Annotated in this window: 14 protein-coding genes; 13 read left to right on the forward strand and 1 reads right to left on the reverse strand. The window is 59.2% G+C overall.

Annotated features, from left to right (window positions below; all coding sequences use genetic code 11):
* The 7 genes from JHD77_RS32950 to JHD77_RS30775 all read left to right on the forward strand — a co-directional run.
* The coding region (locus JHD77_RS32950; RefSeq protein WP_199506550.1) for a YadA-like family protein at positions 1 to 791 on the forward strand (791 nt) is incomplete at its 5' end.
* Positions 792 to 793: 2 nt separating this feature from the next.
* Positions 794 to 1,126 carry a TrbM/KikA/MpfK family conjugal transfer protein gene (locus tag JHD77_RS30750; RefSeq protein WP_033949823.1) on the forward strand — a complete coding sequence of 111 codons (333 nt, stop codon included), beginning with the start codon at positions 794 to 796 and terminating at the stop codon, positions 1,124 to 1,126.
* Between the two features lie 103 nt (positions 1,127 to 1,229).
* A complete protein-coding gene (locus JHD77_RS30755) occupies positions 1,230 to 2,993 on the forward strand; it encodes a PcfJ domain-containing protein (protein ID WP_196994406.1) in 1,764 nt (587 codons plus the stop codon).
* Positions 2,994 to 3,113: 120 nt separating this feature from the next.
* On the forward strand, positions 3,114 to 5,309 hold the full coding sequence (locus tag JHD77_RS30760) for a type IA DNA topoisomerase (protein WP_172689458.1): 2,196 nt from the start codon (positions 3,114 to 3,116) through the stop codon (positions 5,307 to 5,309).
* 499 nt (positions 5,310 to 5,808) lie between these two features.
* Positions 5,809 to 6,243, forward strand: a complete 435-nt coding sequence (gene ssb, locus JHD77_RS30765) for a single-stranded DNA-binding protein (RefSeq protein ID WP_058130767.1) — start codon at positions 5,809 to 5,811, stop codon at positions 6,241 to 6,243.
* Between the two features lie 76 nt (positions 6,244 to 6,319).
* Positions 6,320 to 7,075: a nucleotide-binding protein gene (locus JHD77_RS30770; protein ID WP_073655357.1), complete on the forward strand. Its 756-nt coding sequence runs from the start codon at positions 6,320 to 6,322 to the stop codon at positions 7,073 to 7,075.
* On the forward strand, positions 7,065 to 7,556 hold the full coding sequence (locus JHD77_RS30775) for a hypothetical protein (protein WP_034020519.1): 492 nt from the start codon (positions 7,065 to 7,067) through the stop codon (positions 7,554 to 7,556). Before JHD77_RS30770 ends, JHD77_RS30775 begins: the two co-directional genes overlap by 11 nt.
* Positions 7,557 to 7,577: 21 nt before the next feature.
* Here the strand turns inward: JHD77_RS30775 and JHD77_RS30780 are convergent, their stop codons facing one another.
* On the reverse strand, positions 7,578 to 7,970 hold the full coding sequence (locus JHD77_RS30780) for a hypothetical protein (RefSeq protein WP_152996774.1): 393 nt from the start codon (positions 7,968 to 7,970) through the stop codon (positions 7,578 to 7,580).
* A 310-nt stretch (positions 7,971 to 8,280) separates the two neighbouring features.
* On the opposite strand from JHD77_RS30780, the gene JHD77_RS30785 reads away from it, so the two are divergent.
* From JHD77_RS30785 to JHD77_RS30810, 6 genes are all read left to right on the forward strand, one after another.
* A complete protein-coding gene (locus tag JHD77_RS30785; RefSeq protein ID WP_033949811.1) occupies positions 8,281 to 8,637 on the forward strand; it encodes a plasmid mobilization protein in 357 nt (118 codons plus the stop codon).
* A gap of 980 nt (positions 8,638 to 9,617) precedes the next feature.
* Positions 9,618 to 9,977: a hypothetical protein gene (locus JHD77_RS30790; protein WP_223697276.1), complete on the forward strand. Its 360-nt coding sequence runs from the start codon at positions 9,618 to 9,620 to the stop codon at positions 9,975 to 9,977.
* A gap of 398 nt (positions 9,978 to 10,375) precedes the next feature.
* Positions 10,376 to 12,406, forward strand: coding sequence for an LPD7 domain-containing protein (locus JHD77_RS32725; RefSeq protein ID WP_052156236.1), 2,031 nt, complete (start codon positions 10,376 to 10,378; stop codon positions 12,404 to 12,406).
* 129 nt (positions 12,407 to 12,535) lie between these two features.
* Positions 12,536 to 13,186, forward strand: coding sequence for an AAA family ATPase (locus tag JHD77_RS30800; RefSeq protein ID WP_003142906.1), 651 nt, complete (start codon positions 12,536 to 12,538; stop codon positions 13,184 to 13,186).
* Positions 13,177 to 13,539, forward strand: coding sequence for a hypothetical protein (locus JHD77_RS30805; protein ID WP_003142909.1), 363 nt, complete (start codon positions 13,177 to 13,179; stop codon positions 13,537 to 13,539). Before JHD77_RS30800 ends, JHD77_RS30805 begins: the two co-directional genes overlap by 10 nt.
* 865 nt (positions 13,540 to 14,404) lie before the next feature.
* Positions 14,405 to 14,860 carry a hypothetical protein gene (locus tag JHD77_RS30810; protein WP_124175138.1) on the forward strand — a complete coding sequence of 152 codons (456 nt, stop codon included), beginning with the start codon at positions 14,405 to 14,407 and terminating at the stop codon, positions 14,858 to 14,860.
* Positions 14,861 to 15,611 lie beyond the last annotated feature (751 nt).

Consider the following 15,611-nt stretch of genomic DNA (forward strand, 5'->3'; position numbering starts at 1 on the left):
CGGATGGTGACGCTGCGACGTTGGCCAGCGCGAAGGACCATACCAACCAGCGTGTCGATGCCGAGGCCCAGGCGCGGGCGGATGGTGACGCCGCGACGTTGGCCAGCGCCAAGAGCCATACTGAGGATTACTCGGTCGCGCGCGGAGTAGAGGCCGGGGACGGCTCGGTCGCTGTAGGCAAAGGATCGAGCGCGACCGCTGCAGGATCCGTTGCGCTCGGTGCGGGGTCGGTTGCCGATCGCGCGAACACCGTGTCTGTCGGCGCCGCCGGCGGCGAGCGGCAGATCACGAACGTTCGTGCCGGCACGGCCGCCACCGACGCCGTGAATCTCTCGCAGATGCAGGCCGCTGACTTGCAGACGCTCAACAGCGCAAACCAGTACACAGACAGCCGGGAAGTGGCAATCCGGCAGGACATGTACGCCGGCGACGTGAACACGCTGAACAGTGCGAATCACTACACCGACCAGCGCATCGATGCACTCGACAACTCGTTCAACGATGCACTCGCCGGCGCCTACAACTATGTCCGCAAAGAGAACCAGCAGATGCGGCAGGAGTACCGTGCGATCGGCGCGCTGGCCATGGCCACCGCGGCGATAGGCATTGGGCCAAAAGATCTCGGCCGCTCGCAGTTCGGTTTCGGCATGGGGACGGTGCAGAGCGCGTCGGCGATGGCCATCGGCTTGAACCACTACGTGAACGACTCGACCGTGGTCACGTTCCGCGGCGCTATCGGGACCAGCAAAGCGGTGTCGGGCGCGTCGTTCGGCGTCGTGAAAGGATGGTGACCATGAAAAAGTTACTGGTAACGCTGACCCTCGCGGGAGCAGTGGGACTCTCCTCGGGGGCCCAGGCGATGAGCGCCTGCGAAGTGGCGTTGTGCATGTACGGCAAGACGACCGGCAACAGTGGGGGCAGTGAGTGTCGGGCGGCGGAGAAGAAGTTCTTCAGCATCCAGGTCAGGAAGAAGGGCAAGTTCAAACCGAACCCGACGTTCGAGAAGCGCAAGCAGTACCTGAACGGTTGTTCCGAGGCTGACCCCGATGCAGCTGCTCGTGCACTCGGCGCTGACCCGGCCGCGAAGTCGAAGATCCTCAACAAGTACGGCCGCGTCCCCGGCTGATTCGTTCTACGTCGTTCACTCCCCTGGACCGCTTCATCGGTAGCCCTCGCGGCGTACCGCGGGGACGGCTGCGCGTTGGTCGGCCAGGGGAAGGAGGTGCTGAATGTTGTTAAGGGAGGTGGCGGCGGTCAGGGGTGGTCCGAGGGTGGAGGCTGCCGCGCGTGAAGCGTTTGGACGTGCCGACTTGGCGAAGGTTTACCGCCAGGCGAAGGACCTCATCATCACGCACAAGCTGTTCCGCCTGGTGCGGTATGCGGAGCTGGAGGGCGTTCGGCAACTGACGATCAGCAATCTATGGCGCATCGAGCGTTATGCCGACGGGGCGATCCGGATCCTGGAACACGATCTGGTTCATGACGCGTGGGTAGAGGTGGAGGATTTAGCGGGCTGGCCGGAAGTGCCGTTCTTTCCGGTCCGAGAGACCCGAACGCTCGATTGGTGGCGGGAGATTGCGCGCAAGGCGATTTGGAAGGCGCTGAACGCAGCGGGGTATGCCGAGTTGCCGCAGTATCGCCGCCTGGTGACTAGATGGGTGGAGGTCAAAGGTTCGCCGTTTCCAGTGCCGGCACCCGGGCAGCAGGAAATGTCGGCCGCGCACATGGCCTACCGAATGATTGAGCGCTACATCGGCAAACAAGTGAAAGTGAAAGGGAAAGGGAAGACGGGCGTGTACCGGTGGAAGGGCGGGCTGTTGGAATCGAAATCGATGCAGGCCGGTGCCCGGGCGTTGCGCGCGGGCTTCTTCGAACACATCCTCGATGGCGAGGTGTTGTCGGCGATGCGGGTCATCGACTATCGGAACTGCTCTTTCACCCGTTACCTGAGCTATGCGCGGTGGCGGGAGGGGCTGCTCAAGGTCGCTCGGGAACACCGAAACCTGCTGCCACTGCTACGTCGCATCAATCCGGAGCAGTGGACGCGAAACAACTTGTTCTCGCGCAAGCTGTGGGTGCGCGGGGGGCGCCGATTCACGGCGCTAGACCGGCGGCCTGTCCGCCCTGCTTGGGGCGCGGGTATCGAGGGTGACGACTACTGGCGGGTATGCAGTTTCGACGACGGCGCCGCGTGGCGCTGGTTGAGCCGGGCCAGCAGCGTGGTGGTGAAGGAATGGCGAGGAGGACGAGCGATCGTTACCCACTTGGCGCTGGCCAAGGTCAGTGTCCGGGTACCGGTGTGCGCGTATGTCCACGTGCTTCGAGCGGCAGAACGCCGTCAGGAAAGCATCGAGCGTTATGCCGGCAGCTATCCGGGGCAGTTGCAACAGCTCTTGCGGGTCTATCTGATCCACTGCGCGATGCTCTGGAAGGAGCAAGGCCACGGTTACGTGCGGGGCTGGTTGCGCAGCGAGGCCGGCAATGTGTCGAACATGCTCGATTACCTGATGAATGAAGGGTTCGATCGTGGGCAGCCAGAGCGCAATGCGACCTGGCCGGCGTTGTTGCGGCGTTCCGAGGACTGGCACAAACGCATCGCTATTGAGCACCTGGAGGGCGAAAAGGGCTTGCAGTGGTCGTCGTTGCTGGGCGAGACGGTCATCGAGGGGATCGTGTTCACCCCGCTGAACAACAGCCGGGCCTTGGCGGAGGAGGGTTACGAGATGGGCCACTGTGTTGGCTCGTATGACGGGCATTGCGCCAAGGGGGCGTACCAGGTGTACGCGGTACGGGAGCCGGACGGCAGGCGTTCCACACTCGGGTTCAGGGTCATCAAGGGGCACGCCCGGTGGGATCAGCATGAGGGGGGGCGGCATGGACGCGTATCGACCGCCGCCTTGCGGGCTGGCAAGCAATTGGTGCGTGCCTACGCCGAGGCGCTGGCCGAGGGAAGCGAAGCGAGCCAGGCGGAACAAGCGGTAGCGGAAATCTGAACTCAGATTTCCATCAGCATTTTTCACATCACAAACCATTTCCTTACGCGCCGGCGGGCCAGTTGGCTTGCCGCGGATGCGGCTGTCCGTCGTGCGCGGAAGGGTGGGCAAGGAGGTTATATGCGGTTGTTCATTGCGGAGAAACCCCAGCTCGGGCAAGTCATCGCCGAGGCGCTGGGCGGCGGTCAACGTCGAGGCGGCAGTATCCAGTGTGGTCAGGACGTGGTGACCTGGTGCGTTGGGCACTTGCTCGAACTGGCCCCGCCGGAAGTGCACAACCCGGCATACGCGAAGTGGAATGCGGAGGATTTGCCGATGAAGCTGCGGCCGGTGAAATATCAGCCAATTCCTGGAACAGCTGACCAGTTGAATGTGGTCGGCCAGCTGATCGCCCAGGCCGATGAGATCGTGCATGCCGGGGATCCAGATGAAGAGGGACAGTTGCTGGTGGACGAGGTGTTGGCCTACTTCGGCAACAGTCGACCGGTGAAGCGGATTCTGATCAACGACCTGAACGCCGCCGCGGCACGGAAGGCGCTGGGTAATCTACGCGACAACAGCGAGTTCCTTGGGCTGTCGTTGCGAGGCCAGGCGCGGAGCATCGCAGACCAGCTTTACGGCTTCAACATGACGCGGGCGTACAGCCTGGCGGTTCAGGCGCGGGGGGGCCGAGGAGTGTTGTCGGTGGGGCGGGTGCAGACGCCGATCCTGGGCCTGATCGTGAGTCGATATCTCGCACACACGGCTCACAAGGGCTCTTTCTACTACAACGTATCGGCAGCGCTGGACTTTAAGGGGCGGATCTGGGGGCGCCTGCTGGTCGCGGATGACGCTCCGACTGACGAAAAGGGGCGGATCCTCGAAGAGAGTTATGCCAACAGCATCGCGAACGCGTGTCGCGGCCAGCCGGGCCTAGTCGTGTCGGTCGTCCAGGAAGAGAAATCGCAGGTCGCACCGTTGCCATTTTCGCTGCTGGACCTGCAGGCGCAGATGAGCCGTGAACATGGGATCAATGCGGAAAAGACCTTGGCGATCACCCAAGTGCTGCGTGAGAAGCACAAGGCGATCACGTACAACCGCTCGGACTGCAACTACTTGTCCACCGAGCAGCATGCCGAGGCGCCGGGAACGCTGGCGGCGCTATCGCAAGCACTACCGGAGCTGCGGACGACCTTCGAGCAGCTTGACCCAGGACGTAAGGGACGGGCTTTCAACGATTCGAAGGTGTCGGCGCATACCGCGATCATCCCGACCGCGGTAGTGGTCGACATGAAGGCGCTGAGCGCCGACGAGCAAGCGGTCTACCTGGCGATCGTCAGGCAGTACCTGGTGCAGTTCATGAGCGAGAAGCGGTATTTGGCCGTGAAGGCGCTGTTTGATGTGCAGGGTCATGTGTTTGAGGCCAGCGCGACCAAGACTACAGCGCCGGGCTGGACCCAGTTGCTGCGCGAGGTAGCCGATGAGGCGAGCCAGGCCGGCGAAGAGGATGAGGGCGAGGGCGAGGTGGAGGCTACGCAGTTCGAGGAACTGTCGGCTCTCGCTGGAGGGGAGCAAGGCCATTGCCTGGATGTATCGGTTTCCAAGGCGAAGACCAAGCCGTTACCGCTGTATACCGAGGCGACCTTGCTGAAAGACCTGAAGCAGGTGGCCAAATACGTGCAGGATCCTCGCATCAAGGCGCTGCTGCTGGACCGCGACGATGGCAAGGCTGGAGAGCGTGGCGGCATCGGCACCCCTGCCACCCGGGCGGCGATGTTGGGCAAGCTGCAGGAGCGCGGTTTCTACACGATCGAGAAGAAGAAGCTGGTTCCGACGGCCCTCGGAGTGGCCTTCATCCAGGCGCTACCGCGGATCGCAACGACCCCCGACATGACGGCGCTGTGGCATGAGCAGCAGGTGATGATCGAGCGTGGCGAGCTGTCCGTCGATGCCTTCCTGGACGAGCTGGAGGCCTTCATCGGTGAGCAGATCAGCACGATCGATCTCGGCGACATGCCCATTGCCGGACGTGCTGGGGTCGAGCCGCTGGCGGCGCGCTGCCCCATGTGCGGTGGCGAGCTGGCAAGGACGGCAAAGGTGGTGGGGTGCAAGGGGTGCGAGTTTCGCATGTACCCGAGCATCGCTGGGAAAGAGCTGACCACCAGTCACCTCGAAAGCCTACTCAGCAAGGGCAAGACCACCTTGATCAAAGGCTTCAAGAACAAAGAGGGCAAGGCCTTCGACGCCGCCCTGCGCCTCGATGGCCAAGGAAAGGTTGCGTTCGATTTTCCGAAGACCAGCAAGGCCAGCAAGACCAACGGGAAGCGTTACGCGTAACGCTCTGCCCTCCCCCCCTCAAAAACATCAGCAACCGCGTCAGGTGCCGCGCCCCCGGCTCGGCGGGTCGGCTTCATCGACCCGCTGAACGGAGGCACGGGCGCAGCGAACACTTGACGCCCACTGGAAAGAAACAGCCTTCGACCGGGAGCAAGGGCAGCTTCATCGCCCATGCTCCCGAGTCCTCGACGGCGAGAGCGGGTAGTAGGGCAGAGCCCTACGACTTTGGGACTTCATCCATGAAACAGGACCGTATCAAGGGGTGCCCGGTATGCCACCAACGACCAACCGTCAGGACTCTGCCTGGCGGCGCAGGAGATCTCACGCACTCGATTGAATGCCGGGTGCAGGAGTGTCGCATGGCAATGGTGAGCGGCCATTCCCTCGAAGAAGTTGTGGCCGAGTGGAACAACGACGACAGCTGGGCGCGATTGGGGGCTGATGCAGGACAGACCCATGCGCGCCCTTTCTATCGATTTGAACGAGAGAGGTAATACAGATGGCACGTGGAGTTAACAAAGTGATCCTGGTTGGCAACGTCGGTGGTGACCCGGAAACCCGCTACATGCCCAACGGCAATGCGGTGACCAACATCACCCTCGCCACCAGCGAGAGCTGGAAGGACAAGCAGACCGGCCAGCAACAGGAGCGCACCGAATGGCACCGCGTGGTGTTCTTCGGCCGCCTGGCGGAGATCGCCGGCGAGTACCTGCGCAAGGGTTCCCAGGTCTACGTCGAAGGCAGCCTGCGCACCCGCAAGTGGCAGGGCCAGGACGGTCAGGATCGCTACACCACCGAGATCGTGGTCGACATCAACGGCAACATGCAGTTGCTCGGCGGCCGCCCCTCCGGCGACGACTCGCAGCGTGCCCCGCGCGAGCCCATGCAGCGCCCGCAGCAGGACGACAGCTTCGACGACGACATTCCGTTCTAGCGGTCACCTTGGCGACAACTGAATGACTTCAACTGTGCGGCGGCTAAGGTCGCCGTTATTTATAGTGGATTATCCAATGAAAAATACTTCTCATCTTGTTCTTCAAGGTAAAGGCGGCGTCGGCAAGTCTTTTAGCGCTAGCGCTTTGGCGCAGTACTTTATCGAGCGCGGATATACCGTGGCATGTGCTGATACTGATCCGGTGAACAGTTCGTTCTACCAATTCGCGGCGCTTAATGTCAGCTTGCTAAAAATCATGGAAGGCGGTGTGATTTCTCAAAAACTCTTTGATCCGCTGTTTGAAGAGCTTTTGTCCACGGAAGATGTTTGCATCGTTGATAACGGTGCGTCTACTTTCATTCCGATGCTAAAGTTCATCAGTGACAACTGTATGTTGTCGGCGCTTCAGGGCGCAGGTAAGCAGCTATATATCCACACTGTTATTACGGCTGGCCAAGCGAAGGATGATACTTTCAATGGCCTGGAGCGTCTCATTGAGATGATACGCGCCGAGCAAAGTAACACTAAAGTGGTGGTCTGGCAGAATGAGTTTTGGGGGGTTCCCGTTTTTGATGGGAAGCCACTTGATAAGACAGAACTGATCTTGGGCAATTCAGAAATAATCCAAGGAATATGCCCTGTCATTGACAGGAACAGCGACGCCTTCACGGCAGACATTCGTAATGTTCTAGAGGCACATTTGACGTTGCAGGAGGTTAAGCAGTCCGAGGACTTCGGAGTTATTGCGAAGAGCCGAATTTGTCGAGTGTATAACGATATTTTCACCGAGTTGGACAAGGTATTCGGCAGGGAGGTGATCGATGATGAGTAAACGCCAGACGGATGTGCTGGACGAGGTTCGCAAGCGGGCCCTAGCTGAACTGAATATAAAGGTGTCCCGAGAGGACCCAGTATTCAGCGTAGTGTTTGCTACTGAAGCAGTGCTTGAACGGATGACGGAGCCGCTGGTGCTCGCGGTGAAGCAGATACCTGGTGAAATGGGGATCAGCATTGAGAAAATCGCGAGCGCCGTCGAAGATGCCGAGCAGACTGTTGAGCGATTGGTTGAGGAGGGGAAAACCGCCCTTGCTGAAGTGCGGGATACCGAGGCCAAGAAACTGGTGAAAGTGGTTCGGGAAAGCCTGGAGGGGAGCAAAGGCGTCAGCCACACCAAGTTCTCTATCGTGATGGCCCTGTGTTTCTTCTTTGCTTCAACCACATTGGGGATTGGTGGGTACTCATACTTCGCGGTGAAAGATGCGATGAAGGACGCCAACTACTGGTACACCCAATATAAGGCATCCAGGAAGTGAAGATAGCGCCTCTAGGAGGCGCTATTCCTTTTTACCGTAGAGCTTTTCTTTGTCGGGTACCGAGTCCCATTCAAAAGTGTTTCTTCGGATTGGTGCATTAGGGTCAACCTTTCCTTGGCCAAACCGGAATCCTGTACTCGCGGGGGAAGCCTTGCGAGAGGCTTCTTTCGGCAAAGCGTCGGTAGCTGAGCTTCTCCGGCGCTTACGAAGGCGGTGTAGGGCGTTCTCGAAGCTGGCGAAACTCATGGTGAAGCCATCATCGAGCAAGGCCTTATAAATGGCCTTCCTGCTGACACCAGCTTTCAAGGCCCGCTCAACATCGTTGAAAACCTCGCTCAGGCGGGCCGTTTGAGATCGGTGCTCGGTGGAGGAAGAGAGATCGCGCAAGGTTTCCTGCAGGCTCGATCGGCTCATGGTGTGATGCTCCCTTGCTATGGAACTGCTATGGACCCGCCCTCTTCACGCTGCTGAAAGGCGTGAATTCGCTATGGAATCGAATGATATCGCTACGAAGGTGCTATGCAAGTGCTTCATTTAAGCTACGTTAGTGATGTGGTAGCGCAACGCTTTCCAAAAAAGAGAGGCACGTGACCGATTGTTTACAGGGGCAAGCCCCTTCCAACAATCGACGTGCCAAAGGGGACACCCCTTTGAAACCCCGCGCAGCGTAACGCTGCGAAGCAAGCGGCCAGTCGGTCGAGTCAGTCATCGTCGGAGTCATCACATGTCGGACAAGAAGGCGGCCCGTAGCCAGGTCGTGGCTTTTCGCGTGCCGGACGAAAAGTTCGCCCCTTATGAACAGAAGCTCAAGGAACTGGGCATCAGTAAGTCCGATTTCTTTAGGAAGCTGCTCTTAGAGAGGCTGGATCAAGTCACTATCGTTGCTCCATCCAAGGACAATGCTAAGTTACTCTTTCTGTATAACAAGGCGAGCAACAACCTTAACCAATTAGCACATCGGGTTCACCTGGCCTACAAGTCTGAAATTGTCTCCGAAAGATTATACCTCAAACTCATGAATTCCCTTGCGGCAATTCATGCCCTACTTTTATCGGGGGTGGACGATGCTGATTCGGGTTAGCGGTTATAACAACGGAGTCAAGGAGTATTTAGAGGAAGGGAATAAGGCCGGGCGCGATTATTCGCGCGAAGAACTGGATGAGCGCGTAATTCTTAGTGGAGACCTGGATTTAACCCAGCGGATATACCAGTCCATTGAAGATGAAGGGCAAGAGCGCTATGTGACTTTCACCCTGTCTTTTGCGGAGGACGACATTCCGCGGGAAACACTACAGGCGATAACTGAAGAGTTTGAATCGTTCTTAATGGTTGCGTACAGAAAGGAGGAATACAACTTTTACGCCGAGGCTCATCTGCCTAGGCTAAAGGAAATAAAGAACAAGGCGACGGGCGAAATGGAAGTTCGGAAGCCTCATATTCACGTCGTCATTCCACGGCGTAATTTACTTTCTGACAGGGAAATGAACCCAAGAGGAATGTACGATTCTCATGTTGCTTATTTCGAGGCCTTTCAAGAATACATAAACCAGAAGTATCAACTTACCTCCCCGCGGGATCGCATACGCATTGATCCAACGGATGCTTCGAGTATCTTGTCCAGGTACAAAGGCGATGACTTTCGCGGCAAAAACAGAGATTTCAAAGAAAAACTGGTTTCACTGATCGTTGAGCGGGATGTGCGCACTCGCGAGCAGTTCCATAACCTGGTGGCTGAGTTCGGGGAAACTCGCGTGCGCAATGAAGGAAAGGAGAATGAATACCTTGCTGTAAAGCTACCCGGTGACGCTAAGTTCACCAATCTGAAGGACACTATTTTTCACGACAGCTTCATCGTCCATCGTGAACTGAAGAAGCCGCCGTTGGAGAGACATGTAATTAACGAGCGCCTGCGAGCCTGGCCGGAGCGAGCCAAAGAAATCAAGTACGTAAGCAAGGCCACCCCTTCATTTAGAAAACTTTACAACCAAGCATCACCTGCGCAACGTCACGACCTACTGGCGCAGCGTGAATCACAGTTCTATTTAAAACATGGAGAACAGTATGGCTTACATACTTCCGAACGAGCGGGAAGTCATCAGCGAAGTCCTGTTGAAGCTGGAAGAGAAAGCACTTCCAGATCTGCCGCTGGCCTGCAAGACCTGTCCGGCCGCGATGTGGCAGATCACAGGGAGGGATACGGAGAAGGTGACCGCTCGCTGCTACTGCCGCACGATGCATACGTTCACCTGGGACAGCAAGAACCAGGAGGAGATCCTGGACTGCGACATGCTGTACGCCACGGAAGAGCAGGAGGAAGGACTGGAGGACGAGGAGGATCGCAGCGACGATCTGCCCCCGTTCCTTCGCGGACTGAGGGAACAGCCCCAGGGCGAGATCGAACGCCTGCAGGACGAGGACTGACGTTCCCCTTTCCTCCTCCCGTTTCCACCGGCGGGCCAGAGCGTGACACGTCGATGCTCGCGTTGCAGCAGCGCTCGGCCGAACTCTCCTCTGGCGCGGGGGCCGGTTCTACCGTTACGGCGAGTTCTGCTCGCCGGCGACCACCTGGTGGACGGCCCAGCCGACCCGGCCGAGACAGAAAGAACTTCGAGTGGAAGCCCGGTCCTGGCCTGGCTTTGAGGTTCCCCTCCCCTCCCCCCTACGTCAATCCGCTGCGCAGCGCCTCAATCAAGGCGCTGGAGCAGCGCGCGAGCCGCTTGTTCGGAAGTGCGGGCGTGGAATCGGCCCCGTTACCTATGGCAGTCCGGCGAGCTGGAGGCAAACAAACCTGGAGGGCTCAAGGGAAGGCGGCGTCGACTGTGGCGGGGTACTTCCTACGCCGCCACGAAGAGAACCAGATCGGACCTGCGCAGCGCCGGGCGCTGTGGCGGGTCGACCAGCAGTTTCATGAAACCCGCCGCGCCCTTTTTGCCGACGAACGTTTCAGCCGCCAGGAGAAACAGCAGCTCCTGGCGGTGTTGGCGTTCGAGCGTATGAAGGCGCGTCAGCGGATCGAGGAGCCGACGTTGGCTCAACCACCAGAAGAGGACCGCAGTATGGGTAGTAAAGAGATTCGCGCGTTGCTGAGCGCGAACGACGACGCGCCGGAGAACTCCATCAGCGGGGGGCGTAGTTCAGCCCCGGCAAGGGAGCGCATGCAGCGCCTGATGGAGCGGATGAAGCAAGATGTGAGCACCGAGAAACAGCGCGAGCGAGCGAGGGAGCTTAGCGCTGCCGACCTCTACACCAAGCGGGCGAGGTTCAGCCAGAACGTGCATTACCTCGACAAGCAGTCCGACAAGACGTTGTTCGTCGACACCGGCAAGGCGATCACGTTGAGGCGCGAAGCGATGAGCGAATCCGCGGTGAAAGTCGCCCTGGAGCTGGCCAAGGAACGCTTCGGCAGCACCTTGACGATCAAGGGTAGCGAAGAGTTCAAGCGCCTGGTCGTCGAGACGGTTGCGAAGAACGGGTTGGACGTGCACTTCGCCGACAAGGGTATGAACCAGCTGCTGTCTGAACGCCGCGCCGAGATCGAGGCCGAACGGGAGGGGGCGACTATCACCGCTGCGGACTTGGACCAGCCGGAGCCTGTCGGGCCGGAGCAGACTTCAGCCTCGGCCGAAGCTGAAGTGGACGACCCCAGCGTGATCAAGGGTGTACTGCTGGACCATGGGGACGCCCCCTACAAGCACGATCCGAAGCAGAACATGAGCTACTACGTGCGGCTGATGACGGCGGCCGGCGAGAAGATGTACTGGGGCGTCGGCCTGAAGGACGCGATGGAGGCACAAGACTTCAGGCTGGGCCAGGCGATTCGCCTGAAGGACATGGGCACTGTCCCGGTGTTGGTGCGTACCCGGGACGAGCGCACGGGGCTGGAGCTGGAGCGCGAGGTGCAGCGGCGAGGATGGGCGGCGGAGCCGGTGGCGCGTTCGGCGCCAGAGGTGGCCGCAGAGGCGGGCCAGGTCGAGCGGGAGCCCGGGAAGGTGGTCACGCCGGAAGCCGCACATGCCGTGGATGCTGGGGAAGGCTCTGCGATCCTGGCGCGCGAGGCGCGCTGGGAGCGAAACAGTGGGCTATCGATGGCCGAGGTGGGCACGGCTCCGGCGATGCTGGGCATGCGCGCAGAGGAGCATGCGGTGCAGGTGCTCTTTGGCGAGGATGGAAGCGAGGCCGGCCGCGAGCGGGTGGCATCCTTGATGGAGCATGAGGCTTACCGGGCAACCTTCCAACAGGTGGTACGTGACCGTACCGAGCGCCTGAACCCGGTGTTGCGCGAAGAGCTGCTGGTCTCGCCTGGCTACGCACTGGCCCGGTCGCTCATAGAGCAGGCGGAGCAGCGCTATGGTGCAGTCCCGGACGCTGTGCAGGAAGCACAGAAGGCTCAGCTGGAGGACCAAGAGCGGCAGCGCCAGGAAACCGACTGGATCGATGTGGATGCTGCGATTGCAGCGATCGAAGCCCAGGACCGAGCGTTCGAAGCACAGATGGCCAGCGAAGCGCCCTCCCCTACGCCTGTTACCCGTGACGAAGAGCGGCAATCAGCGCTCACGCCGAAGGAACGCGCAGCAGAGCAGCAGGCGAGCCCGGAGGTTCTACCGGACCTGCAGGCGAAGCACGACAAGAACATCGCCAGGCGCGCGAACGAGCGCGAGTTCAAGCAGTGGTCCAAGGAGCAGTTGGCCGCTGACCCAGAACGTTTCGAGCAGTTGTCTTCGAAGGAGAAACGGGCGGAGTTCAGAGAGTGGAAGGCAGGAGAGACCGAGCGCGATCAGGATCTGTCCGCAAGTGCTCCTGCCGAGGTGGAGGTGCTGGAGATCGAGGAGACTGGCCCCGAGCCTGACTGACGTAAGTTGCGTAAGCCGCGCCAGTTACATAACTGGAGCGGCTTATTTTTCGGGGATGGGGTTGCGCTTCACTTACGCAATTGCTTAACTTACATAAGTTTCATAACGATAAGTGAGGCGATTAATCCCATGATACTACTACTCGGTGGTGAGAAAGGCGGTAGCGGGAAGAGCTGCTTGGCGCAGAACCTGGCTGTATGGATCCAGGCCCGCGGTGGCGATGTGCTGTTGCTCGACGCCGACCCGCAGGGCACTACGGCGGACTGGGCCGAGGAGCGCTCTGAGCAAAGCGACCTGAAGGCAATACCGGTTGTACAAGCGCAAGGTCAGATTCGGTCTACGCTGACCGACCTGCAGAAGCGCTATCGGCAGATTGTTGTAGATGCCGGCGGTGCCGATTCTGAAGCGCTGCGGTCCGCGATGACAGTGGCGACACACATGCTCATCCCGTTCAGGCCGAAGCGCCGTGACTTGAAGACCTTGCCGAAGGTCGAGAATCTCGCGAGGCTGGCCACGGCTGTAAACCCTGGTTTGGTAGTGCGAGCGGTCATTACGCAGTGCCCTGCCCTTCCCAGCCAAGTCCAGCGAATCCTAGATGCAAAAGAGGCCTGCGCGTCCTTTGGCATTCAACCGCTGGAGGCTATCACCACTGCTCGGAACATCTACGATGACGCCGACGAAAACGGCCGCTCGGTTCTCGAATCGGGATCTGACATGAAGGCCGTCGAAGAGATAGAGGCTGTGGCCACCGAACTGTGGGGGAACTTCAAATGGGACTGAAGGACCTGCGCAAGCAATCAGCTCCAATTCCGCCTGATGGCGAGGACAAGGAGGCGCAGATCCAGGCGTTCATCGCTGGAGCACCGGTCACAACAGCTAAGAGCGTGAAGAGGAAGCGCAAACCAAAGGCAACTTACAAGCGTCTGACTTTCTCGCTGTCGGAGAGTGTTGAAAAAGACATTCTGAAGCTGTCGCGGGTCCCGAGGACATTTGCGATCAACAAGTCTCAGGTCGTGCGGGCTGGAGTTCTCGCCCTGATGGAAATGGATAGAGCGGTTCTCCTCGCTGTGCTCGAAAGAGCCGTTAAAGGAGAGTCGGCCGAGCTTTCCGAAACGATGGTCGATGAGGAGTAGGTTTAAAGCCTGTGCGAACGGTTTTCTAGATTTTCAGTTATGAAACTGACCGAAGTTGTTTAACTTATGTAAGTTATTCGCATTACATAAGTTACCACACAACCCGCTTGAAATGGCACTTTCAAGGACTAATAGCTGCGTTTCTTAAGCGCGTTTTAAGCGGGTTTTTCTTGCTGATTTATGATCTTTGGTGATAGCGTGCGCTGCAATGTCCAGCCTGCATGTCAATGGCTGCTGCGCGATGCATTCATAGGTGAGGTGCATACAGTGATTTAAGCCTTCAGAAACGACAAAGCCCCGGTCTGCAAACCAGGGCTTTGGAAAACAACTTTCTTGGCTGGGGAGCCGGAGAAAGGGGATTGGATTGGGAAATCCGTATTGGTATTGGGGAACCGTCATTATGGACGGCGCCACGGACCCGTGCAAGCACGGGAAAGTGCCGGCCATCGGCTCCCCTGCTGCTTTGGGGAGAACGGAATCAGTGGCACGACCATATGTTCAGCGAACAAATCATGGTGGCAATTTCTGTGGCCACCAGCCAGACGCGCCGAGGCTGGACCTCATCCGTCCAACCACCGACAAAAACAGACCTGGAATCCTGCGGCAGCTCCAGGAACGAGTTCGCCGCTACTACAGCTCCCCTACCGTCATCCCGACTCTTCGCAATGCCAACCGTAGCCGCAAAGGTCGACAGCAACGCAGCGAGCGCCGGGAGGCCTGCTTGTTGCTCCTAAGCTCGATCCTTGAACATACGGATCTCGTCTCGCTGCGTTGCGGCGTTCCTACGTCCAGCGGCTTCTTGTCGTTGACGCTTGACTACCTCACGCGATGGACTGGATTGCATCCCCGCCGAGCTGAGCGCGCTATGGCTGATCTGAAGCGTGCGAATCTGCTCACAGTCAATCAGCCTCGACAGCTGAACGAAGATGGCTCCTGGCGTGGGCTTGCTGCTGTGAAGGCTGTTAACAAGCACCTGTTCACCGCGTTCGGCCTTGGCCGCCGTTTAGGCCGTGAGCGCGATCGAGCATCGAAGCGACTCGCGAAGAAAGTCGCCGTCCGTGGGGGGACACTCACTGGCTGGGCGCGTAACGTCGCACTGCTGGTCGGCGGATTAGGCAAGAAGCCAGGCCGTGCATTCCGTTCCCCGGCTGCAGATGGGCCTCGGGTGTCGCATGGAATGGACCCTGCGACCTACGCATCTGCACGGAATCAACTGCTCCTCGACCTGATGACTAGGCACCCGGGCATGCCTAAGGATGATCTGTACGCAGAAGCTGAGCGGATCCTCCAAGAACGATTAACCAAGTCCATTCGCGCCTAGGCCGGTCCCGGCAGGCCGCCCCTCGCCCTTACTCCGCAACTGATCACTTCTTGATCAATAAAGTCTTACCCTCCCCTCCCTTTTCCTCTTCCTCGCAGGCCTGCGACAGGCTTTAGCAAGCCTACTTCGGCAATAGGAGTAGTTAAGTGTCGGGACTAAAGAATTTAAGTGTCGACCATTAACCAGGTGGTTTAAAAGAGACAGAAGAGGGTGCTGCCTAGCAGCACCAATAATGCCTCGGCAAGCCGAGATGCTGTTCATGCAGGGGTAACCCCCTGCAAGAGCAAAGAATGCTCCCCATCGTCGCGCTAAAGCGCGAGGGGGCCCCACCAAATCCCAACCATCCCCTCAAAGGGCAAAATCTAGCGCCCTTCCAGTCGCTGCAAGCCGACGAAGCCCTCATCCCACTGGAATCCAGTGCAACGGCTTTTCGCTCCTTCAGCGCGCTGCCTTCGGCCGTCGCTACGCTCCGATGCTGAACAGGTGATGGGGTCGGCGAGGCCTAGAATCTGCCTTCAGGCGCCCTCTCTGTCTCTTGGGTGACTGAAACGATCGAGTGGAAAGGGAGCGGACGGGGTGGAGCTTACGACTCATACGCGGAATCCTGGACGCCTTCCCGCGACAGCCGGATCTATGGAATCAGGTCCACGACGTTGATGGCCACCTGCAGGGCGTGATCGAGGTTGACGTGCCCCACCAGCTGCTCACCGGCCGCGCCGGACGGATCCGCAGCACCAGGTGCCTGGCGCCG

The sequence above is a fragment of the Pseudomonas sp. P20 genome (assembly GCF_016463925.1).
Lineage (GTDB): Bacteria > Pseudomonadota > Gammaproteobacteria > Pseudomonadales > Pseudomonadaceae > Pseudomonas > Pseudomonas aeruginosa.